The sequence below is a fragment of the Variovorax gracilis genome, from assembly GCF_030317115.1.
Classification (GTDB): domain Bacteria; phylum Pseudomonadota; class Gammaproteobacteria; order Burkholderiales; family Burkholderiaceae_C; genus Variovorax; species Variovorax gracilis.
Genome location: NZ_JASZYF010000013.1, coordinates 11,549 through 31,426 on the forward strand (window position 1 = coordinate 11,549; position 19,878 = coordinate 31,426).

Annotated in this window: 18 protein-coding genes; 17 read left to right on the plus strand and 1 reads right to left on the minus strand. The window is 64.0% G+C overall.

Features of this window, described 5'->3' with window-relative positions; translation table 11 throughout:
* The first annotated feature begins 11 nt into the window (after positions 1–11).
* Genes nuoG through QTH97_RS22705 form a run of 11 tightly spaced genes read left to right on the plus strand, consistent with a single transcriptional unit; the run spans position 12 to position 11,156 of the window.
* On the plus strand, positions 12–2,162 hold the full coding sequence (nuoG, locus tag QTH97_RS22655) for an NADH-quinone oxidoreductase subunit NuoG (protein ID WP_286570718.1): 2,151 nt from the start codon (positions 12–14) through the stop codon (positions 2,160–2,162).
* A complete protein-coding gene (nuoH, locus tag QTH97_RS22660; RefSeq protein ID WP_286570719.1) occupies positions 2,159–3,235 on the plus strand; it encodes an NADH-quinone oxidoreductase subunit NuoH in 1,077 nt (358 codons plus the stop codon). The genes nuoG and nuoH overlap by 4 nt, the downstream gene beginning before the upstream one ends.
* Positions 3,236–3,246: 11 nt before the next feature.
* A complete protein-coding gene (nuoI, locus tag QTH97_RS22665; protein WP_286570720.1) occupies positions 3,247–3,765 on the plus strand; it encodes an NADH-quinone oxidoreductase subunit NuoI in 519 nt (172 codons plus the stop codon).
* A gap of 24 nt (positions 3,766–3,789) precedes the next feature.
* Positions 3,790–4,437: an NADH-quinone oxidoreductase subunit J gene (locus QTH97_RS22670; RefSeq protein WP_286570721.1), complete on the plus strand. Its 648-nt coding sequence runs from the start codon at positions 3,790–3,792 to the stop codon at positions 4,435–4,437.
* The gene (gene nuoK / locus QTH97_RS22675) at positions 4,434–4,742 is read left to right on the plus strand and encodes an NADH-quinone oxidoreductase subunit NuoK (RefSeq protein WP_028248920.1); all 309 of its coding nucleotides are present in this window, start codon (positions 4,434–4,436) and stop codon (positions 4,740–4,742) included. The genes QTH97_RS22670 and nuoK overlap by 4 nt, the downstream gene beginning before the upstream one ends.
* Before the next feature lie 10 nt (positions 4,743–4,752).
* The gene (gene nuoL, locus QTH97_RS22680; RefSeq protein ID WP_286570722.1) at positions 4,753–6,780 is read left to right on the plus strand and encodes an NADH-quinone oxidoreductase subunit L; all 2,028 of its coding nucleotides are present in this window, start codon (positions 4,753–4,755) and stop codon (positions 6,778–6,780) included.
* 26 nt (positions 6,781–6,806) lie between these two features.
* Positions 6,807–8,282 carry an NADH-quinone oxidoreductase subunit M gene (locus QTH97_RS22685; RefSeq protein ID WP_286570723.1) on the plus strand — a complete coding sequence of 492 codons (1,476 nt, stop codon included), beginning with the start codon at positions 6,807–6,809 and terminating at the stop codon, positions 8,280–8,282.
* Positions 8,283–8,306: 24 nt separating this feature from the next.
* Positions 8,307–9,794 (plus strand): NADH-quinone oxidoreductase subunit NuoN, encoded by a 1,488-nt coding sequence (gene nuoN, locus QTH97_RS22690; RefSeq protein WP_286570724.1) that lies wholly within the window; start codon positions 8,307–8,309, stop codon positions 9,792–9,794.
* 8 nt (positions 9,795–9,802) lie between these two features.
* Entirely contained in the window at positions 9,803–10,108 is a 306-nt protein-coding gene (locus QTH97_RS22695; protein WP_286570725.1) for a DUF2818 family protein, read from the plus strand.
* A 6-nt stretch (positions 10,109–10,114) separates the two neighbouring features.
* The gene (locus QTH97_RS22700) at positions 10,115–10,708 is read left to right on the plus strand and encodes an NUDIX domain-containing protein (RefSeq protein ID WP_286570726.1); all 594 of its coding nucleotides are present in this window, start codon (positions 10,115–10,117) and stop codon (positions 10,706–10,708) included.
* 7 nt (positions 10,709–10,715) lie between these two features.
* Positions 10,716–11,156 (plus strand): DUF1178 family protein, encoded by a 441-nt coding sequence (locus QTH97_RS22705; RefSeq protein ID WP_286570727.1) that lies wholly within the window; start codon positions 10,716–10,718, stop codon positions 11,154–11,156.
* 36 nt (positions 11,157–11,192) lie between these two features.
* On the opposite strand, the gene QTH97_RS22710 is transcribed toward QTH97_RS22705, so the two are convergent.
* On the minus strand, positions 11,193–12,977 hold the full coding sequence (locus QTH97_RS22710) for an ABC transporter transmembrane domain-containing protein (RefSeq protein WP_286570728.1): 1,785 nt from the start codon (positions 12,975–12,977) through the stop codon (positions 11,193–11,195).
* A gap of 75 nt (positions 12,978–13,052) precedes the next feature.
* Here QTH97_RS22710 and QTH97_RS22715 point away from each other — a divergent pair, with 75 nt between their 5' ends.
* The 6 genes from QTH97_RS22715 (at position 13,053) to QTH97_RS22740 (ending at position 19,868) form a co-directional block, all read left to right on the plus strand.
* Positions 13,053–13,604, plus strand: coding sequence for a MarR family winged helix-turn-helix transcriptional regulator (locus QTH97_RS22715; protein WP_286570729.1), 552 nt, complete (start codon positions 13,053–13,055; stop codon positions 13,602–13,604).
* Entirely contained in the window at positions 13,585–15,084 is a 1,500-nt protein-coding gene (locus QTH97_RS22720) for an efflux transporter outer membrane subunit (protein ID WP_286570730.1), read from the plus strand. The genes QTH97_RS22715 and QTH97_RS22720 overlap by 20 nt, the downstream gene beginning before the upstream one ends.
* Positions 15,085–15,113: 29 nt before the next feature.
* Positions 15,114–16,418: an HlyD family secretion protein gene (locus QTH97_RS22725; protein ID WP_286570731.1), complete on the plus strand. Its 1,305-nt coding sequence runs from the start codon at positions 15,114–15,116 to the stop codon at positions 16,416–16,418.
* A 17-nt stretch (positions 16,419–16,435) separates the two neighbouring features.
* On the plus strand, positions 16,436–17,995 hold the full coding sequence (locus QTH97_RS22730; protein WP_286570732.1) for a DHA2 family efflux MFS transporter permease subunit: 1,560 nt from the start codon (positions 16,436–16,438) through the stop codon (positions 17,993–17,995).
* Between the two features lie 392 nt (positions 17,996–18,387).
* Positions 18,388–19,158 (plus strand): ABC transporter ATP-binding protein, encoded by a 771-nt coding sequence (locus QTH97_RS22735; RefSeq protein ID WP_286570733.1) that lies wholly within the window; start codon positions 18,388–18,390, stop codon positions 19,156–19,158.
* Complete coding sequence (locus QTH97_RS22740) at positions 19,158–19,868, plus strand: ABC transporter ATP-binding protein (protein ID WP_286570734.1); 711 nt, start codon at positions 19,158–19,160, stop codon at positions 19,866–19,868. Before QTH97_RS22735 ends, QTH97_RS22740 begins: the two co-directional genes overlap by 1 nt.
* The last annotated feature ends 10 nt before the right edge of the window (positions 19,869–19,878 follow it).

Sequence of the window (19,878 nt, forward strand, 5' to 3'; positions counted from 1 at the left end):
GAAGAACACATATGGTTGAAATCGAACTCGACGGCAAGAAGGTCGACATCGTCGAAGGCAGCATGATCATGCATGCTGCCGACAAGGCGGGTACCTACATTCCGCACTTCTGCTATCACAAGAAGCTCAGCATCGCGGCCAACTGCCGCATGTGCCTGGTCGACGTGGAAAAGGCGCCCAAGCCGATGCCGGCCTGCGCCACGCCCGTGACGCAAGGCATGATCGTCCGCACCAAGAGCGACAAGGCCATCAAGGCGCAGCAGTCGGTGATGGAGTTCCTGCTGATCAACCATCCGCTCGACTGCCCGATCTGCGACCAGGGCGGCGAGTGCCAGTTGCAGGATCTGGCCGTGGGCTACGGCGGCTCGTCTTCGCGCTACGAAGAAGAGAAGCGTGTCGTGTTCCACAAGGACGTCGGGCCGCTCATCAGCATGGAAGAGATGAGCCGCTGCATCCATTGCACGCGCTGCGTCCGTTTCGGCCAGGAAGTGGCCGGCGTGATGGAACTCGGCATGTCGAACCGCGGCGAACACTCCGAGATCGAGACCTTCCTCGGCGATTCCGTCGATTCGGAGTTGTCGGGCAACATGATCGACATCTGCCCGGTGGGCGCGCTCACGAGCAAGCCGTTCCGCTATAGCGCTCGCACCTGGGAACTGTCGCGCCGCAAGTCGGTGAGCCCGCATGACTCGACCGGTGCCAATCTGATCGTCCAGGTCAAGAACAACCGCGTGATGCGCGTGGTGCCGCTCGAGAACGAAGAGGTCAACGAGTGCTGGATCGCCGACCGCGACCGCTTCTCGTACGAGGCACTGAACGGCCCCGAGCGCCTGACCCAGCCGATGCTGAAGCAGGGCGGTCAGTGGCAGCAGGTCGACTGGCAAACCGCACTGGAGTACGTTGCCAACGGCCTGAAGCAGATCAAGGCGGACCATGGCGCGCAAAGCATCGGCACGCTCGTCAGCCCGCACAGCACGCTCGAGGAACTGCATCTTGCCAAGTTGCTGACGCACGGCCTGGGCAGCAACAACATCGATTTCCGCCTGCGCAACGCCGAGTTCGCCGCGGTCGAAGGCGTCCGTTGGCTCGGTACGTCGGTCGCATCGCTGTCGCAACTGCAACGCACGTTCGTGATTGGCTCCAACCTGCGCAAGGACCATCCGCTGTTTGCGCAGCGCATTCGTCAATCGATACGCAAGGGTGGCGTGCTCAGCGCGCTGACTTCGCCGGAACTGCTGGCCGATGCCGACGCGTGGGCCATGCCTGTGGCGAACGCCGTCCGCGTTCCCGCTCAACAGTGGGTCGACTCGTTGGCCGATCTTGCTGCCGCAATCGCCGAAAGCAATGGCGCGACGGCCCCCATGAACAGGGATTCCGCCGCGAGCGACGCCGCGAAGGCCATAGCCGCATCGCTGCTCGGAGGCGAACGCAAGGCCATCCTGCTCGGCAATGCGGCGGCGCATCATGCAGAGGCCAGCACCTTGCTGGCACTGGCCAATTGGATCGGTGCACAAACCGGTGCCAGCGTCGGCTATCTGACCGAGGCAGCCAACACCGTCGGCGCTCAAGTCGTCGGCGCACTGCCGAAGGCCGGCGGTCTGAATGCGGGCCAGATGCTCGGCGGCGGGCTCAAGGCTGCATTGCTGCTCAACACCGAACCCGTGTTCGACTCGGCAGCCGGTGCTGCTGCCGTGGAAGGGCTCGCGCACGCACAAATGGTCGTGACGCTGAGCCCGTTCAAGTCCAATCTCGAATTCAGCGACGTGCTGCTGCCTATCGCGCCCTTCACCGAGACTCCCGGTACTTTCGTCAACGCGGAAGGTCGCGCGCAAAGTTTCCACGCCGTCGTGAAGCCGCTGGGCGAAACGCGGCCGGCCTGGAAGGTCCTGCGCGTGCTTGCCAATCTGCTTGGCCTCTCGGGTTTCGCGTTCGAATCGACGGCTGACGTGTTGGCTGACATCGGCTCGGCCGGAGAAGTGCTGGCCGACCGGCTGAGCAACGCCACGACTGCCGCGATCCAGCCGAGCAACGGCTCGAATGCGTCCCCGGTGGTCGCGAGCATCTACCAGCTCGACTCCATCGTTCGTCGTGCACCTTCCCTGCAACTCACCGCCGACGCCCGCCTGGCGCAGGCCTCCGTCGCTCAGGAGGCGTTCGCATGATCGACACGCTGCACGGTTTCGGCATGGGCCTGATCTCCGCGGGCTGGTGGACCGGCGTTGCCTGGCCGGTCATCTGGACGCTGATCAAGATCATCGTGGTGGTGCTGCCGCTGATGGGCGCCGTCGCCTACCTCACGCTATGGGAACGCAAGGCCATCGGCTTCACGCAGATTCGCATCGGCCCCAATCGCATCGGGCCGCTGGGCTTGCTGCAACCAATTGCCGACGCGCTCAAGCTGTTGACCAAGGAAATCATCCTGCCGACGGTCGCCAACAAGGGCTTGTTCCTTCTGGGGCCGATCATGACCATCATGCCGGCGCTGGCCGCCTGGGCGGTCATCCCCTTCGGACCCGAGGTCGCGCTGGCCAACATCAATGCCGGCCTGCTGTTCGTGATGGCCATCACCTCGCTCGAGGTGTACGGCGTGATCATTGCGGGCTGGGCGTCGAACTCCAAGTACGCCTTCCTCGGCGCATTGCGCGCTTCGGCGCAGATGGTCAGCTACGAAATCGCGATGGGCTTCTGCTTCGTCGTGGTGCTGATGGTGTCCGCCAGCCTGAACATGACCGACATCGTGATGGGGCAGGGCAAGGGCCACTTCGCGTCGATGGGCATCGGCTTCCTGTCATGGAACTGGCTGTCGCTGCTGCCGATCTTCGTCGTCTACTTCATCTCGGGCCTGGCCGAGACCAACCGCCATCCGTTCGACGTCGTCGAAGGCGAATCGGAAATCGTCGCCGGCCACATGATCGAGTACTCGGGCATGAGCTTCGCGATGTTCTTCCTGGCCGAGTACGCCAACATGTGGCTTGTCTCGATCCTGTGCGCGGTTCTGTTCCTCGGCGGCTGGCTGCCCCCGTTCGACTTCCTTGCATTCATTCCGGGCTGGATCTGGCTGGGCATCAAGACCTTCGTGGTCGTCACGATGTTCCTGTGGGTTCGTTCGACCTTCCCGCGCTTCCGCTATGACCAGATCATGCGGCTCGGCTGGAAGATCTTCATTCCGGTCACGCTGGTGTGGCTGGTGGTGGTCGGCGCCTGGATGCAGACCCCGTTCAACATCTGGAAATAACTGGAACCGCCATGTCTGCGTACTCCGCAACAGCGTCCGCGCCTTTCTCGCTCAAGGACTTCTTGCGCAGCTTCATGCTGTTCGAGTTGTTCAAGGGTCTGGCCATCACCGGCAAATACGCGTTCAGCCGGAAAATCACCATTCAGTTCCCCGAGGAAAAGACGCCGCTGTCGCCGCGCTTCCGTGGGCTGCATGCGCTGCGCCGCTATGAGAACGGTGAAGAGCGTTGCATTGCCTGCAAGCTCTGCGAGGCCGTCTGCCCGGCACTCGCCATCACCATCGAATCCGACGTGCGCGACGACGGCTCCCGCCGCACCACGCGCTACGACATCGACCTGACCAAGTGCATCTTCTGTGGGTTCTGCGAAGAGAGCTGTCCGGTCGATTCGATCGTCGAGACGCATATCTTCGAGTACCACGGTGAAAAGCGCGGCGACCTGTACTTCACGAAGGACATGCTGCTCGCCGTCGGCGACCGCTACGAAAAAGAAATTGCCGCCAACAAGGCGGCCGACGCCAAGTACCGCTGAGCGGGAAGAAAACAAACTCGATCCATGGACGTCAAGACCGGTCTGTTCTATCTGTTTGCCGCGGTGCTGCTGTTCGCAGCCTTCCGCGTCATCACCGCGCGCAACCCCGTGTATGCCGCGCTCTACCTGGTGCTGGCGTTCTTCCAGGCATCGGCCATCTGGCTGCTTCTGCGCGCCGAATTTCTCGCGATCGCGCTAGTCCTCGTTTACGTCGGGGCCGTGATGGTGCTCTTCCTCTTCGTGGTGATGATGCTGGACATCGACGTCGAAGGGCTTCGCGAAGGCTTCTGGAAGCACTTCCCGCTCGCTGCCGGCGTCGGTGCGCTGATCGCGCTCGAGATGGCCGCTGTGCTGATGGGCGGTTTCCGCCTGAGCGCGCCGAAGAGCCCGCTCGCATCCGGTCCTGACACGTCCAACACGCTGGAACTCGGCAAGCTGCTCTACACCGACTATCTCTATCCGCTCGAGATCGCCGCCGTGATCCTGCTGGTCGCCATGTTTGCCGCCATCGCCCTCACGCTGCGGGCCCGCAAGGACAGCAAGTACGTGAACCCGGCTGACCAGGTCCGCGTGAAGGCGCGGGACCGCGTGCGCATCGTGCAGATGCCTGTGACGCGCGCGGCCGAACCTGCGGCTGAACAACCCTCGGCAGCAGCGGAGAACAAGGCATGACGCTCACGCTCGGACACTTTCTTTCGCTCGGCGCGATGCTCTTTGCGCTCTCGGTCATCGGCATCTTCCTCAACCGGAAGAACCTGATCGTGCTGTTGATGTGCATCGAACTGATGCTGCTGGCCGTCAACATGAACTTCGTCGCCTTCTCGTACTTCCTCGGCGACATGCATGGGCAGATCTTCGTGTTCTTCATCCTGACGGTCGCGGCCGCCGAGTCGGCGATCGGGCTTGCGCTGCTGGTCCTCTTGTTCCGCAACAAGTCGAACATCAACGTCGACGAACTCAACGCGCTCAAGGGCTGAAGGTTTTCTCATGAGCGCAACACTTTCCGCATCCACACTCCTGGCCGTACCGCTGGCCCCTCTGGTCGGCGCTGTCGTGGCGGGCCTGTTCGGCACCAAACTGGGGGGCAACCTCATCGGTCGCCGCGCCACGCATTCGCTGACGATCCTCGGCGTGCTGATTTCCTTCATCATTTCGGCGATGACGCTGAACAGCGTGGTGTCCGATGGCGCCCGCTTCAATGCGACGGTCTACGAATGGATGACGGTCGGCGGCCTGAAGATGGAAATCGGCTTCCTGGTCGACGGCCTCACGGCCATGATGATGTGCGTCGTGACCTTCGTGTCGTTGATGGTGCACATCTACACCATCGGCTACATGGAAGAGGACGAGGGCTACAACCGCTTCTTCGCGTACATCTCGCTGTTCACCTTCTCGATGCTGATGCTCGTGATGAGCAACAACATGCTCCAGTTGTTCTTCGGCTGGGAAGCGGTGGGCGTGGTGTCCTATCTGCTGATCGGCTTCTGGTACAACCGGCCGACTGCGATCTTCGCCAACCTGAAGGCCTTCCTGGTGAACCGCGTGGGCGACTTCGGCTTCATCCTGGGTATCGGCCTGGTCGCGGCCTATGCCGGCACGCTGAACTACGGCGAAACATTTGCCAAGGCCAATGAGCTGGCGAAGCTGAGCTTCCCGGGTACCGAGTGGATGCTGATCACGGTCATCTGCATCTGCCTGTTCATCGGCGCGATGGGAAAGAGCGCGCAATTCCCGCTGCACGTCTGGCTGCCGGATTCGATGGAAGGCCCGACCCCGATCTCCGCGCTGATCCATGCCGCAACCATGGTCACGGCAGGCATCTTCATGGTGGCGCGCATGTCGCCGCTGTTCGAGTTGAGCGATACGGCCCTGAGCTTCGTGCTCGTGATCGGCGCAATCACCGCGCTCTTCATGGGCTTCCTGGGCATCATCCAGAACGACATCAAGCGGGTCGTCGCCTACTCGACGCTCTCGCAGCTCGGCTACATGACGGTGGCGCTCGGCGCATCGGCCTATTCGGTCGCGGTGTTTCACCTGATGACGCACGCGTTCTTCAAGGCGCTGCTTTTCCTCGGGGCCGGGTCGGTCATCATTGGCATGCACCACAACCAGGACATGCGATGGATGGGGGGCGTGCGCAAGTACATGCCCATCACCTGGATCACATCGCTGGTGGGTTCGCTCGCGCTGATCGGTACGCCGCTGTTCTCGGGCTTCTATTCGAAGGACAGCATCATCGAAGCGGTGCACGAGAGCCACTTGTGGGGATCCGGTTTTGCCTCCTTTGCGGTGCTGGCCAGCGTGTTCGTCACGGCGCTGTATTCGTTCCGCATGTACTTCATGGTCTTCCACGGCAAGGAACGCTACGACCAGAATCCGGACGCACATCATCACGGTGCCGACGATGGCCATGGTCATCATGACGACCACCACGAGCCGCACGAGTCGCCGTGGGTCGTGTGGTTCCCGCTGGTGATGCTGGCGATTCCGTCGGTCGTCATCGGGTACATCACCATTCAGCCGATGCTCTTCGGCGACTTCTTCAAGGATTCCATCTTCGTCGACTCGAGCAAACACGAAGCGATGAAGGAATTGGCCGAGGCCTTCCACGGCCCGATGGCCATGGCTTTGCACGGCCTCACCGCCGCACCGTTCTGGTTGGCGCTCGCGGGCGTGGTGGTGGCCTGGTACCTGTACTTGATCAATCCGGCGCTGCCTGCAGCGATCAAGCGCGCCTTCGGCCCGATCTACCGCCTTCTCGACAACAAGTACTACATGGACTGGTTCAACGAGAACGTGATCGCGCGGGCCACCCGTGCACTGGGCACCGGCCTTTGGAAGGGCGGGGACCAGGGGATCATCGACGGCGCGATCGTCAACGGTTCCTGGAAACTGGTGGGCCGCATTTCCGGCGTCGTGCGCTGGATGCAGTCCGGCTACATCTATCACTACGCTTTCGCGATGCTGTTGGGCATCTTTGTCCTCATGTCGTATTTCGTCTGGTTTAAACGGTAAGCGGCTCTCGCTGGAGAAAAACAAAAATGGGTTTGTTGAGCCTTGCCATCTGGATGCCGATCGCCTTCGGTGTCGTGTTGCTGGCGTTCGGTCGTGACGAGCACGCAAGGGGTGTGCGCTGGGTGGCGCTCGTCGGTTCGATCGCGAGCTTCCTGGTCACCTTGCCGCTGTACACGCGATTCCAGACCGGAACCGCTGCGATGCAGTTCGTCGAGAAGGAAAGCTGGATCGAACGCTTCAACATCAGCTATCACATCGGCCTCGACGGGATTTCGTTCTGGCTGGTGCTGCTCACGGCGTTCATCACGGTCATCGTGGTGATCTCGGCCTGGCAGGTGATCACCGAACGAGTGAACCAGTACATGGGCGCGTTCCTGATCCTGTCGGGCCTGATGATCGGATCGTTCTCGGCGCTCGATGGAGTGCTGTTCTACGTCTTCTTCGAGGCCACGCTGATCCCGATGTATCTCATCATCGGGATCTGGGGCGGTCCCAACAAGATCTACGCTGCTTTCAAGTTCTTCATCTACACGCTGCTCGGCTCGCTGTTGATGCTGGTTGCGTTGATCTATCTGTACAACAGGTCTGGCGGCAGCTTCGACATCCTCACCTGGCACAAGCTGTCGTTGAGCCGCAGCGAGCAGACTTTCCTGTTCTTCGCGTTCTTTGCAGCTTTCGCGGTGAAGGTTCCGATGTGGCCGGTCCACACGTGGTTGCCGGACGTGCACGTCGAGGCGCCCACCGGCGGCTCCGCGGTGCTGGCCGCGATCATGCTGAAGCTCGGCGCGTACGGCTTCCTGCGGTTCTCGATGCCCATCGCGCCCGATGCCTCGCACGAATGGGCATGGCTCATGATCGCGCTTTCCCTGATCGCGGTGATTTACGTCGGGCTGGTCGCACTGGTTCAGCAGGACATGAAGAAGCTCGTGGCCTACTCGTCGGTGGCCCATATGGGCTTCGTGACGCTCGGCTTCTTCATCTTCAACGACCTTGGCATTGCCGGTGGCATCGTGCAGATGATTGCGCACGGTTTCGTTTCGGGCGCGATGTTCCTTTGCATCGGCGTGCTGTATGACCGCGTGCATTCGCGCCAGATCGCGGACTACGGCGGCGTGGTCAACACGATGCCCAAGTTCGCTGCCTTCGCGCTGCTGTTCGCGATGGCCAACTGCGGTCTGCCCGCCACGGCCGGCTTCGTTGGCGAGTGGATGGTGATCCTGGGCGCGGTCAAGGCCAACTTCTGGCTCGGCCTGGGTGCCGCGACGGCGCTGATCTTCGGCGCGGCCTACACCCTGTGGATGTACAAGCGCGTGTACCTCGGTCCCGTGGGCAACGACCACGTCAAGGAACTGAGCGACATCGATGCACGCGAATTCCTCATGCTGGCACTCCTGGCGATCGCGGTGCTGTGGATGGGTCTCTATCCCAAGCCGTTCACCGACGTGATGAACGCGTCCGTGGCCGAGTTGCTGAACCACATGGCGATTTCCAAGCTGCCTTGAGTCCAGGCTGAACAAGAGAACGAGATGATTGACAAACTCAGCTGGATGACGATCTACCCCGAAGCGGTGCTGCTGGTCGCAACCTGCATCATCGCGCTGCTGGATCTGTCCACCACCAGCCCCCGCCGCACGGCGACCTACATATTGACCTTGATGACGCTCGCCGTCGTGGCGGTGTTGTGCGGCTTCAATGCCTCGACGGGCAAGACCATCTACGGTTTCGGCGGCATGGTGGTGAGCGACCCGATGGGCAATTGGCTCAAATGCTTTGCGACCGTCGCGTTGATGGTCACGTTGGTCTATGGCCGACCCTACGCGGCGGACCGCGGGATGCTTCGCGGCGGCGAGATGTTCACGATCAGCATGCTCTCCCTGCTCGGCATGTTCGTGATGATCTCCGGCAGCAATTTCCTGGTGATCTACCTGGGCCTGGAGTTGCTCACGCTCTCGAGCTATGCGCTGGTGGCGCTGCGCCGCGACAATGCGGTAGCGAGCGAGGCGGCGATGAAGTACTTCGTCCTCGGCGCGATGGCGAGCGGGTTCCTGCTGTACGGCCTGTCGATGATGTACGGCGCGACCGGTTCGCTCGACATCAATGAAGTGTTCAAGGCCATCGCGAGCCGCAAGGTGAACCACCAGGTGCTGGTGTTCGGCCTGGTCTTCATCGTGGCCGGTCTGGCATTCAAGGTCGGCGCAGCGCCGTTCCACATGTGGGTGCCTGACGTCTACCAGGGCGCGCCGACGGCCGTCACGCTGATGATCGGTGCAGCTCCGGAGCTCGCAGCCTTCGCCATCATCATCCGGCTGCTGGTCGAAGGACTGCTGCCGCTCGCGATCGATTGGCAGCAGATGCTTGCCTTGTTGGCGATAGCGTCGCTGCTGGTCGGCAACCTTGCAGCCATTGCGCAGACCAACCTCAAGCGCATGCTGGCCTATTCGACGATCGCGCAGATGGGCTTCATGCTGCTCGGTCTCGTGGCAGGCGTGGGCAACGACACCACCTACAACGCGCAGTTCGCGTACAGCGCCTCGATGTTCTACATCGTGACCTATGTGCTGACTACGCTGGCGAGCTTCGGCATCATCCTGCTGCTTGCCCGCGAAGGGTTCGAAAGCGAAGAGATCACCGACCTCGCAGGCCTGAACCAGCGCAGCCCGCTCTATGCCGGCGTGATGGCGGTCGCGATGTTCTCGCTGGCAGGCGTGCCGCCACTGGTCGGCTTCTACGCGAAGCTGGCCGTGCTGCAGGCGCTGATCGCCTCCGGCCAGGGCATGTACATTGCCTTGGCAGTGTTCGCCGTCGTGATGTCGCTGATCGGTGCTTTCTACTACCTGCGCGTGGTCAAGGTCATGTACTTCGACGCACCCGTGACCGCGACCACGGTGTCGGCGCCGCTCGACGTGCGCACGGTGCTGACGCTCAATGGCGCCCTGATCCTGATCCTCGGCATCCTGCCTGGCGGGCTCATGACGCTCTGTGCGCAGGCGATCGTGGCCACGCTGGCCACCTGACCACGCTCGTGTCGCAAAGCGCGTCGGTCTGGATGGTGTTGCTGGTCGCCCTGGTGGCCGCCAACCTGCCATTCGTCACCGATCGCCTGCTGGGTCTGGTGCCGCTGGCGACGCACACAAAGACGCTGGCCGTGCGACTGGGCGAACTGGTGTTCCTTTATTTCATCGCGGGTGGCGTCGGGCTGCTGTTCGAAAGCCGAGTCGGCCAGATATCCCCTCAAGGGTGGGAGTTCTATGCGGTCACCGGTGCCTTGTTCATCGTGCTCGCGTTTCCGGGATTCACCTGGCGCTACCTGCTCAAGCATCGGAGCTAGGCTGAAATGGACGACTTGCATCTGAAAGAAGAAGTCACCGCGAGCGAACTGCTCTTCAAGGGCAACTTCCTGCAGGCGAAGCGTGACACGGTCCGGTTGCCCGATGGACATACCGCGACCCGCGAATACATCATTCATCCCGGGGCGGTGGTCGTCGTGCCTCTCCTTGACGACGGCCGCGTGGTGCTCGAGCGTCAGTTTCGTTACCCCGTCGGCCATGTGATGACCGAGTTTCCGGCCGGAAAGCTGGATGCGGGCGAAGACCCCTTGCTCTGCGGCCAGCGCGAGCTGCTCGAGGAAACGGGCTACACCGCCACCGAGTGGGCGCATGCAGGCGCGATGCACCTCGCGGTGGCGTACTCGACGGAAATCATCCATATCTACTTTGCGCGCGGCCTTTCGCTCGGCGCCCGGCAACTCGACCATGGCGAGTTTCTCGACGTGATCACCGCCACGCCGGAAGACCTCGCGGGCTGGTGCCGGGACGGCACCGTGTCCGACGCCAAGACGCTGACTTGCACGCTTTGGCTGCAAAACGTCTTGTCGGGCGCATGGACGCTCGACTGGAAAAACGGCACATCGCCCGATCGCGCCGGATAATCCGTGCATGAAGGTCCTCAACCTCCAGTGCGGGCATGGGCACGGCTTCGAAGGGTGGTTTGCGTCGCACGACGCTTTCGACACCCAGTTGGCGGCCGGGCTGGTGGAATGCCCCATTTGCGGCGACACGGCGATCACCAAGATGTTGGCTGCGCCGCGGCTGAATCTGGGTGGGTCGAAGCCGTCGCCGTCAGCGCCTGCGGCGCCAGCTCCGGAGAACAATTCGCTCGAGGCGCGCTGGTTGCGCGCGGTGCGCGAAGTGATCGCGCAGACCGAAGACGTCGGTGAGCGCTTTGCCGACGAAGCCCGCAAGATGCACTACGGCGAAGCCGAGGAGCGCGGCATTCGTGGCCAGGCCACGCGCGAGGAAGCCCAGACCTTGATCGACGAAGGCATCTCGGTGTTTTCGCTGCCTCTGCCGGCGGCGCTCAAGGAAACGCTGCAATAGGCGCTGCTTGCAGCGGCGCCGCAAGCGGGCGCTTCCTCAGGCCGCGAATTGCAGGGCGGCCAATCGCGCGTACACGCCGTTCTGCGCGACCAACGCCGCATGTGTTCCCTGCTCGACGATGCCACCGTGATCCAGGACGACGATGCGATCGGCCTTCTGGACCGTCGCCAGCCGGTGAGCGATGACGATCGTCGTTCGGCCGGACATCGCGGATTCGAGCGCGGCCTGGACCATGCGCTCGCTCTCGGCGTCGAGGGCGCTCGTTGCTTCATCGAGCAACAACAAAGGGGGATTCTTGAGCATGGCGCGCGCGATCGCGATCCGCTGGCGTTGGCCCCCCGAAAGGCGTACGCCGCGTTCTCCCAGGAATGTGTCGTAGCCCTCCGGCAGCGCCCTCAGAAAACCGTCCGCGAATGCTGCCTTTGCGGCGGCATGGACTTCTTCGGCGCTGGCGTCGGGACGGCCGTAGCGGATGTTCTCGAAGGCGCTGGCCGAGAAGATGACGGCGTCCTGCGGCACCAGGCCGATGCGTGTGCGCAGTTCGTCCAGCGACAGCGCTGCGAGCGGCGTGCCGTCGAGACAAATGCGCCCTGATTGAGGATCGTAGTAGCGCAACAACAACTGAAAGACCGTGCTCTTGCCGGCACCGCTCGACCCCACGAGCGCCACTGTTTCTCCGGGCGCCACCGACAGGTTGAAGTCGCGCAGGGCAGGGATGCCCGGGCGCGAGGGATAGTGGAAACCCACCGATTCGAAACTGACGGCGCTCCCGGCCTCCGGGACGGGCGCCTTGACAGGTTGATCGGGCGACAGGATGACGGGCTTGGCGTGCAGCAATTCCATCAGCCTTTCGGTGGCACCCGCAGCGCGCAACAGATCGCCATAGACCTCGCCGAGCACGGCAGCCGCGCTTGCCAGGATGATCACGTACACAACCGTCTGGCCCAGGTGCCCAGCCGTGATGTCGCCGTGCAGCACTGCCTGCGTTCCCTGATAGAGCCCCCACAAAAGCGCCGCCGACGTCGCGATGATGATGAAGGCCACCAGGACCGAGCGCGCCTTCGTGCGGCGGACGGCGGTGCGGAATGCGCTGTCGGTCGACGCGTCGAAGCGGGCTGCCTCGCGGCTTTCCGCGGTGTAGCTCTGCACCACCGGAATGGCGTTCAGCACCTCGGCAGCGATGGCGCTCGAGTCGGCGACGCGGTCCTGGCTGGCGCGCGAGAGTTTGCGCACGCGCCGGCCGAACCACATGCTGGGCAGCACCACCAGCACCAGGATGCCGAGCACCTGGACCATCACGTAGGGATTCGTCCAGATGAGCATGGCCAGGGCGCCGACGCCCATCACGGCATTGCGCAACCCCATGCTGAGCGAGGATCCGACCACCGTCTGGACCAGGGTCGTGTCCGCCGTCAGGCGAGACAGCACTTCGCCGGTCTGCGTCGTTTCGAAGAAAACGGGGCTTTGACGCAGCACATGGGCGTAGACGGCATTGCGCAGATCGGCCGTGACCCGCTCGCCCAGCCAACTGACCGTATAGAAGCGCGCGGCGGAAAACACCCCCAGCGCAACGGCAACCGCAAACAGGGCCACAAAGTGCTCGCGCAGCGCCATCGTCTGTTCGCCCTTGTCGCCGGGCACCAGCCCGCCGTCGATCAGGCTGCGCAGCGCGACCGGGAACACCAGTGTGGTCGCCGCCGCGAGCACGAGGAAAACGGCTGCGAGGCCGATCTGGACGCGATAGGGCCGCAGGAACGGGGCCAGTCCGGACAGCGACTTGGGAGAGCCTTTGCCGGACGACGGGGAAGCAGGGGAAACCATGACCTGATTCTAGCTAACGCTTGCCCGCTCAAAGGTCGCCTTGACAGTAATTGTCGCGGCAACTATTATTGGCACATGTCCGATCCAAAGAACTCCGGGGGGCCGCCGGCTCCCGCGCCAGGAAAGCTGCCTGAGATCAAGGCCTTCTACAAGGCCGAGAACTATCGCGCGGAAGAAAGCATCGGTTACATGATGCGCCGCATCCTGACGGCGGTCGGCCAGTCCGTCGAGATCCACATGTGCGAGCCGGGCAGCCCGACCTATCCACAGTGGGTTCCCCTGCACAAGCTGCATATCGGGCAGGCCACCACAGTTGCCGAACTGGCCCGCGAATGCCAACTCGACACCGGCGCCATGACCCGCCTTCTCGATCGCCTGGAAGCCAAGGGCCTGTGCCGCCGGGTGCGCTCCGTGGCCGATCGGCGCGTGGTCAACATCGAGCTCACCGACGAAGGCCGGGCGGCAGCCGAAGAGGTGCCTCATGTGCTCAGCCGCGTGCAGAACGAGCACCTCGCCGGGTTCACGGACGAAGAGTGGCAACAGCTCAAGAGCTATCTGCGCCGCATTCTTGACAACGCACAGGCCCTGTCGGCCCGTGGAGAAAAAGATGACTCAGCTTCTTCCTGAAGGCGCTGTGCGCCGCACCACTGCAGTGGCAGCCGCGGCGCTTGCGCTGGTCCTTGCCGGCTGTGCCGACATGGGCAATATTGCTTCGCACGCGAAGCTTCGCGATGCGCAGTCGCTCGGCCTGACGGCTGCGCCGGCCACATCCACGGCGCCCGCCGTCAGCGCCGCGGCGCCGACCATCGACAGCCAGTGGTGGCTCGCGTTCGGCAATGCGCAGCTCGATTCGCTGATCGCCCGGGCGATCGAAGGCAATCCCAATCTGCAAGTTGCACGCGCCCGCCTTGCTCGCGCGCAAGCCGCCGTATCGGCCACCGAAGCTGCGGACAAGCCTCAGATCAATGGCGCGCTCGACCTGACCCGCCAGAAGTTCAGCGGCAACTACATCTATCCGGCGCCTCTGGGCGGGTCGATCCAGGAGACGGGTGCCCTTCAATTGAACGGCAGCTGGGAACTCGACTTCTTCGGCAAGAACCGCACCGCGATCGAAGCCGCCATCGGCTCTGCAAACGCCGCGAGCGCCGAAGCAGATGCGGCCCGCATCCTGTTGGCCAGCAACGTTGCCCGGAGCTACGTACAGTGGGCTCGCCTTCACGATCAGCTCGCAGTGGCCGAACGTACGCTGGCGCAGCGCGAAGAAGTCTTCAAGCTGGTGCGCGACCGCGTCTCCGCCGGCCTCGATACGCAACTCCAGTCCAAGCAGAGTGAAGGCGCCATTCCCCAGGCACGCCAGCAGATCGAGTCTTTCCGCGAGCAGATCGAGATCGCGCAGCATGCGCTGGACGCGCTTGTGGCGCAGCCGGGCGCGACGCAGGCGCTGGTTCCGCCGGCGCTCGATGGCCTGAAGACGATGGCGCTGCAGCCCACGATCCCGGCCGACCTGCTGGGTCGCCGCGCCGACATCGCTGCCGCGCGCTGGCGCGTCGAAGCAGCGACCAGCGACGTCGCTAACGCCAAGACCCAGTTCTATCCGAACATCAACCTCGTCGCCTTTGCCGGCTTCTCGAGCATCGGCATCGACAACCTGCTCAAGTCAGGCAGCCAGCAGTGGGGCGTCGGTCCCGCCATACGTTTGCCCATCTTCGAGGGCGGCAGGCTGCGCGCCAATCTGCGCGGAAAGGCCGCAGATCTCGACGCGGCGATCGAAAGCTACAACACGACCGTGCTCGACGCCGTGCGCGATGTGGCCGACCAGGTCACGAGCGTGCAATCGATCGCGCGCCAGCAAGTCCAGCAGCGCGAAGCGCAAGACGCCGCGGAGGCCGCCTACCAGATCGCCGTCCAGCGCTATAGCGCTGGCCTGGGAAACTTCCTCGACGTGCTGTCGGCCGAAACCACCGTTCTGCTGCAGCGCCGCGAGGGCGTGGACCTCGCCGCGCGTGCGCTCGACAGCCAGGTCGCCCTCGCGCGTGCGCTGGGCGGCGGCTGGCAGCCCGCCTCTGATACGACGGCTGCTGCTGCGTCCGTGCCCCAACACCCCTGAACATCGCTCTGAATCCGAAAGACATTGCCATGGAAAACAACAACGCCGCTCAAGCCGCTGCACCCGCTGTCGAGGCGCCGGCTCCCAACAACAAGCGCCGTCGTGCGCTGACGGCGCTCGCATCGGTCGTCGTCCTTGCCGGCGCAGGATGGGGCGTGTACGAATGGCTGGTCGCCAGCCACTATGAATCGACCGACAACGCCTACGTGCAGGGCAACGTGATCCAGATCACGCCGCAGATCGGCGGCACGGTCATGGCGATCATGGCGGACGACACCGACCTGGTGAAGGCCGGCCAGCCGCTGGTGCAACTCGATCCGTCGGACGCCAAGGTGGCGCTCGACCAGGCCGAGGCTGCGCTGGCGCAGGCCGTGCGCCAGGTTCGCACCCTGTACGTCAACAACGCCTCGCTCGCGGCACAGGTGTCGCTGCGTCAGGCCGACATCGTCAGGGCGCAGAGCGATATCGCTCGCGCGCAGGACGACCTGAAGCGTCGCCAGGCGCTGTCGGGCAACGGTGCGGTGTCGAAGGAAGAACTGAATCACTCCGAGACGGCGCTGGCCAACGCCAAGAGCGCCCTCGCGGCGGCTCAGGCCAGCGCGCTCGCCGCGCGCGAACAGCTCACCAGCAACCAGTCGCTGACCGAAGGCACGAGCGTCGAGCAGCACCCGAGCGTGCAGGCCGCCGCCGCCAAGGTGCGCGAGGCCTATCTCGCGACGCAGCGCGTCGCGATGCCGGCGCCGGTCGAAGGCTACGTCGCCAAGCGCACCGTGCAACTTGGGCAGCGCGTGGCTGCCGGCACGCCGATGATGTCGATCGTGCCGCTCAACCAACTGTGGGTCGATGCCAACTTCAAGGAAGTGCAGTTGCGCAACATCCGCATCGACCAGCCCGTGAAGCTCACGGCCGACCTGTACGGCAAGAAGGTCGAGTACAGCGGCCGCGTTGCCGGCCTCGGCGTCGGCACCGGCGCGGCTTTCGCGTTGCTGCCTGCGCAGAACGCGACCGGCAACTGGATCAAGGTGGTGCAGCGCGTGCCTGTGCGCATCGCGCTCAATCCCGAACAACTCAAGGCCAACCCGCTGCGCGTGGGCCTTTCGATGGATGCCGAGATCGACGTGAGCCAGAAGGCCGGCAAGATGCTCGCCGATGCACCGCGTGACAGCGCGCTGGTCCAGACCCAGGTCTACAGCAAGCTCGACCACGGCGCGGACGCCGAAGTCGAGCGCATCATCGCCGCGAACCTGGGCCGCGAAATGACGCGCAAGGTTCCCGCCGCGACGACCCCGAACCATCACGGCGCGCCCGCTGCCTCGCAGGCTCAACCCGGCTGATCGGCCGGGCCCGCGCGATGTCGAACGCCCCGGTTTCCCAACCGCTCCCGCCGCTCGAGGGCTCCGCCCGCGTGTGGGGGACGGTCGCGCTTTCTGCCGCGACCTTCATGAACGTGCTCGACACGTCGATTGCCAACGTCTCGCTGCCGGCCATTGCCGGCGACCTGGGCGTCAGCTCGACCCAGGGTACGTGGGTCATCACCAGCTTCGCGGTGGCCAATGCCATCGCCGTGCCGCTCACCGGCTGGCTGACCCAGCGCTTCGGCCAGGTGCGGCTGTTCATGACCAGCGTGCTGCTGTTCATCATCAGCTCGTGGCTGTGCGGACTCGCGCCCAACATGACGATGCTCATCGCATTCCGTGCGCTGCAGGGCTTCGTCGCCGGTCCGATGATTCCGTTGTCGCAGACGCTGCTGCTCTCGAGCTACCCGCGCGCCAAGGCCGGTCTTGCGATGGCGATGTGGTCGATGACCACGCTGGTCGCGCCGGTCATGGGGCCGCTGCTCGGCGGCTGGATCACCGACAACATCTCCTGGCCCTGGATCTTCTACATCAACATTCCGGTCGGCCTGCTCGCCGCGGCCATCACGTGGGGCATCTACCGCAAGCGCGAAAGCGGCACACGCAAGGTGCCGATCGATGGCATCGGCCTCGCGCTGCTCGTGCTGTGGGTGGGGTCGCTGCAGCTCATGCTGGACAAGGGCAAGGAACTCGACTGGTTCCATTCCGCCGAGATCGTCACGCTCGCGGTCCTGGCGGGCGTCGGCTTCGCCTTCTTCCTGGCCTGGGAACTCACCGACAAGCATCCGGTGGTTGACCTCTCGCTCTTCAAGCGGCGCAATTTCTGGTCCGGCGCGCTCGCGACGGCGGTGGCCTATGGGCTCTTCTTCGGCAACGTGGTGATCCTGCCGCTGTGGCTGCAGCAGTTCATGGGCTACACGGCCACGCAGGCCGGGATGATCATGGCGCCCGTGGGGCTGCTGGCGATCTTCTTCTCGCCTGTGGTCGGCCTCACGGTGGGGAAAATCGATCCGCGCCGCTACGCGACCTTCTCGTTCCTCGTGTTTGCGTTGGTCCTGTGGATGCGGTCGAACTTCAATACGCAGGCCGACTTCTGGACCATCATGATCCCGACGATCATCCAGGGCGTGGCGATGGCGTTCTTCTTCATCCCGCTGGTCACGATCACCTTGTCGGGCCTTTCGCCCGACCGGATTCCGGCGGCGTCGGGATTGTCCAACTTCCTGCGCATCACCGCAGGCGCCATCGGCACCTCGACCGCCACGACCCTGTGGGAGAACAGGGCGGCGCTGCACCATGCACAGCTGGTCGAATCGGTCAGCCAGGGCAGCGCAGCCGCCAGCAGCGCCATCGCGGGCCTGGGCGGCAGCGGCTTCAACACGGACCAGGTCCTGGGCCAGATCAACCGCCTCGTCGACCAGCAAGCCTTCATGCTGGCGTCCAACGACCTTTTCTACGGCTCAGCCATCCTGTTCCTCCTGCTGATCCCCTTGGTCTGGCTGGCCAAGCCCACCCGCAGCCCCGGCGCTGCCGATGCTGCCGCGGGAGCGCACTAGAGCCCACCCTAGGCTTCGCGCGCTTGGTGTCGATTCGTCCACCCCCCTTGGAGGAGACGCCACCAGCGGCCCGGCAAAGCCGGTTCCACGGCAGCGCTCGCGTAGTACGGGGGCAACAGCCCACGTCGCCGAGCAAGTCAGGGCGGGCGAAGCGAAGCCCGCTCGAAAAACACCGCGGAACCGGCTTTGTCGGGCCGCAGGTGTTGCCCCCGGCAGGGGCGAGGCGCTGCGACACGAAGTGCGCAAGCCTGGGGGCGGGCCCAGCTAGGCATTTGCCCCAGTAGGCAAGTTTTGGTGGCCCCGCAAACAATGCGGTCCGCGCAGCCATGGTGGTGCGCACAGATGGACCGCATGACTGATTTTTCCTGCCAGCACTCGGGTGACCGCGCGAGATGAGCGACATCATTCTCGAAACACGCCAGCTCACCAAGGAATTCAAGGGCTTCACCGCGGTCAGCAAGGTCAATCTCTCGGTCGTTCGGGGATCGATCCACGCGCTGATCGGGCCGAATGGCGCCGGCAAGACGACTTGCTTCAACTTGCTCACGAAGTTCCTCGAGCCGACCTCCGGCACCATCCTGTTCAATGGACAGGACATCACCAACGAGCGTCCGGCGCAGATCGCACGGCGCGGCATCATCCGCTCGTTCCAGATCTCCGCGGTGTTTCCGCACCTGACCCTGCTCGAAAACGTGCGCCTGGGCTTGCAGAGGGCGCTCGGCACTTCGTATCACTTCTGGAAGAGCGAGAAATCGCTCACGCCGCTCAACGATCGTGCGCGTGCGTTGCTGGCGGAGGTCGGCCTCGAGGACCTGGCGGACGAACTGACGGTGAACCTGCCCTATGGCCGCAAGCGGGCGCTGGAGATCGCGACCACGCTCGCGATGGAGCCTGAACTGATGCTGCTCGACGAACCCACGCAAGGCATGGGCCACGAGGACGTGCATCGCGTGGCCGAACTTATCAAACGCGTTTCCGCCGGGCGCACCATCCTGATGGTGGAACACAACATGAGCGTGGTGTCGACCATCGCCGACACCATCACGGTGCTGCAGCGCGGCGCCGTCCTGGCCGAAGGGCCATACGCCGAAGTCTCGAAGAATCCGCAGGTAATGGAAGCCTACATGGGCACCACCGACGGCCAACTGCAAGGGGCCCACTGATGGCGACCCCTGCACTCGAAATCAAGGGCCTGCAAGCCTGGTACGGCGAATCGCACGTGCTGCACGGTGTCGACATGGTCGTGCAGCCCGGCGAAGTGGTCACGCTGCTGGGCCGCAACGGCGCCGGCCGCACCACGACGATGCGCGCCATCCTCGGCCTCACGGGCGCCCGAAAGGGCAGCATCAAGGTCAACGGCACCGAAACCATCGGCATGGCCACGCACCGCATCGCCCACCAGGGCATCGGCTATTGCCCGGAAGAGCGCGGCATCTTCGCCAGCCTCTCGTGCGAAGAGAATCTGCTGCTACCGCCGGCGCTGAAAGGGGCGGGGCAGGGAATGTCGGTGGACGAGATCTACGCGATGTTCCCCAACCTGGCCGAGCGCCGCCACAGCCAGGGCACGCGCCTGTCGGGCGGTGAGCAGCAGATGCTGGCCGTCGCGCGCATCCTGCGCACGGGCGCCAAGCTGTTGCTGCTCGACGAGATTTCGGAAGGCCTGGCCCCGGTGATCGTGCAGGCGCTGGCCCGCATGATCCACACGCTGCGCGGCAAGGGCTACACGGTCGTGATGGTCGAGCAGAACTTCCGCTTCGCCGCGCCGCTGGCCGACCGCTTCTACGTCATGGAGCACGGCCGCATGGTCGAGGGCTTCAGCGCCGCCGAACTCGAGGCCAAGATGCCGGTGCTCAACGAGCTGCTAGGCGTTTGAACTTCTCAAC

Bases quoted from the DNA above. Each gene is read 5' to 3' on its own strand.
- nuoG (WP_286570718.1), top strand. From the start codon at position 12: ATGGTTGAAATCGAACTCGACGGCAAGAAGGTCGACATCGTCGAAGGC.
- nuoH (WP_286570719.1), top strand. From the start codon at position 2,159: ATGATCGACACGCTGCACGGTTTCGGCATGGGCCTGATCTCCGCGGGC.
- nuoI (WP_286570720.1), top strand. From the start codon at position 3,247: ATGTCTGCGTACTCCGCAACAGCGTCCGCGCCTTTCTCGCTCAAGGAC.
- QTH97_RS22670 (WP_286570721.1), top strand. From the start codon at position 3,790: ATGGACGTCAAGACCGGTCTGTTCTATCTGTTTGCCGCGGTGCTGCTG.
- nuoK (WP_028248920.1), top strand. From the start codon at position 4,434: ATGACGCTCACGCTCGGACACTTTCTTTCGCTCGGCGCGATGCTCTTT.
- nuoL (WP_286570722.1), top strand. From the start codon at position 4,753: ATGAGCGCAACACTTTCCGCATCCACACTCCTGGCCGTACCGCTGGCC.
- QTH97_RS22685 (WP_286570723.1), top strand. From the start codon at position 6,807: ATGGGTTTGTTGAGCCTTGCCATCTGGATGCCGATCGCCTTCGGTGTC.
- nuoN (WP_286570724.1), top strand. From the start codon at position 8,307: ATGATTGACAAACTCAGCTGGATGACGATCTACCCCGAAGCGGTGCTG.
- QTH97_RS22700 (WP_286570726.1), top strand. From the start codon at position 10,115: ATGGACGACTTGCATCTGAAAGAAGAAGTCACCGCGAGCGAACTGCTC.
- QTH97_RS22705 (WP_286570727.1), top strand. From the start codon at position 10,716: ATGAAGGTCCTCAACCTCCAGTGCGGGCATGGGCACGGCTTCGAAGGG.
- QTH97_RS22710 (WP_286570728.1), bottom strand. From the start codon at position 12,977: ATGGTTTCCCCTGCTTCCCCGTCGTCCGGCAAAGGCTCTCCCAAGTCG.
- QTH97_RS22715 (WP_286570729.1), top strand. From the start codon at position 13,053: ATGTCCGATCCAAAGAACTCCGGGGGGCCGCCGGCTCCCGCGCCAGGA.
- QTH97_RS22720 (WP_286570730.1), top strand. From the start codon at position 13,585: ATGACTCAGCTTCTTCCTGAAGGCGCTGTGCGCCGCACCACTGCAGTG.
- QTH97_RS22725 (WP_286570731.1), top strand. From the start codon at position 15,114: ATGGAAAACAACAACGCCGCTCAAGCCGCTGCACCCGCTGTCGAGGCG.
- QTH97_RS22730 (WP_286570732.1), top strand. From the start codon at position 16,436: ATGTCGAACGCCCCGGTTTCCCAACCGCTCCCGCCGCTCGAGGGCTCC.
- QTH97_RS22735 (WP_286570733.1), top strand. From the start codon at position 18,388: ATGAGCGACATCATTCTCGAAACACGCCAGCTCACCAAGGAATTCAAG.
- QTH97_RS22740 (WP_286570734.1), top strand. From the start codon at position 19,158: ATGGCGACCCCTGCACTCGAAATCAAGGGCCTGCAAGCCTGGTACGGC.